This window comes from Frankia gtarii, from assembly GCF_025403375.1.
Classification (GTDB): Bacteria; Actinomycetota; Actinomycetes; order Frankiales; family Frankiaceae; genus Frankia; species Frankia gtarii.
The window spans coordinates 1-1,125 of record NZ_JAMPTM010000554.1 but is presented as its reverse complement, the minus strand read 5'-3'; the positions used below and the strand labels follow the sequence as shown (position 1 = coordinate 1,125).

The 1,125-nt window shown below is 59.8% G+C and carries 1 protein-coding gene; it reads left to right on the top strand.

Going from position 1 to position 1,125, the window contains the following annotated elements:
* Positions 1-69 precede the first annotated feature (69 nt).
* Positions 70-1,098 (top strand): IS630 family transposase, encoded by a 1,029-nt coding sequence (locus NBZ83_RS32260; protein WP_261576528.1) that lies wholly within the window; start codon positions 70-72, stop codon positions 1,096-1,098.
* Positions 1,099-1,125 lie beyond the last annotated feature (27 nt).

Below are 1,125 nucleotides of genomic sequence, written 5' to 3'. Positions count from 1 at the left end.
TACTAATGGGAAAACGACCTGCTGGAATTCTGTTGAATTTTTAGGGCCAGATCTGGGTATACCGAGGATATGACCGAAGGAGCTGAGAAGAGGATTCTGCGGAGGTCTCTTGAAGAGACCCGTTTTCGTGCGCTCGAAGCGATAGACCGGGGGTGTCATCCCGAGGATGTGGCGGTGATGTTCGGTGCCGGTGTTTCCACGGTGTACGGCTGGATGCAGATCAGGCGGGAGCGGGGTTCGGAGGCGTTGAAGGTCAGGGTTTCGTCGGGCCCGGCGCCGAAACTGACCGACGTGCAGGCGGAGGAGTTGTGGAAGCTTGTTGCCTGCAATGATCCGCGGCGGCTGCGCTTCGATTCCGCGTTGTGGACGCGTGAGATGGTACGTGAACTCATCAGGCGGGAGTTCGGGGTGGAGTACACCCCGCAGGGAGTCGGGCAGCTGATGCGCAGGCTGGGCCTGTCTCCTCAACGACCGCTGACGCGGGCCTGGGAGCAGGACTCCGTCCGGGTCCGGCGCTGGAAGGAGGAGGAGTACCCGGAGATCCACAGGGAAGCGGAGTCCCTGGGCGCCAGCATCTTCTTCGAGGACGAGGCGTCGGTGCGGACCGATTACCATGCCGGGACCACCTGGGCGCCGGTGGGATGCACGCCGGTGGTTCGCGGTACCGGGAACCGGAAGACGGTCAATATGATGTCGGCGGTGTCCGCGCGGGGGAAACTGCATTTCTCGCTGCTTGCCGAAACTGTGGATTCGGCGGTTTTCATCGAGTTCCTCGAGAAGCTGCTACACGACGTTGACGGGACGATCTTCCTGGTGGTGGACGGGCACGGGTCGCACACCTCTCAGGCAACGAGGGAGTATGTCGAGAGCACCGAGGGCAGGATTCGACTGTTCCGTCTGCCGCCGTACTCCCCGGAGCTCAATCCCGATGAATGGGTGTGGAAAAATGTGAAGCATGACAACGCCGGAAGGCTTGTCGCGCGCACGGTCGACGAGCTCAGGCAAGGAATCCAGAAGGCTTTTGATCGACTACGGGCGGCACCGGAAATCATCTGCGATTTCTTCAATGATCCAGATCTCGAATATATCAACGTCTAATTCCAGTAGCCCGTTTTCTCATTAGTA

Excerpts from the sequence above, each read along its gene's own strand:
- NBZ83_RS32260 (WP_261576528.1), top strand. The coding sequence starts at position 70 with ATGACCGAAGGAGCTGAGAAGAGGATTCTGCGGAGGTCTCTTGAAGAG.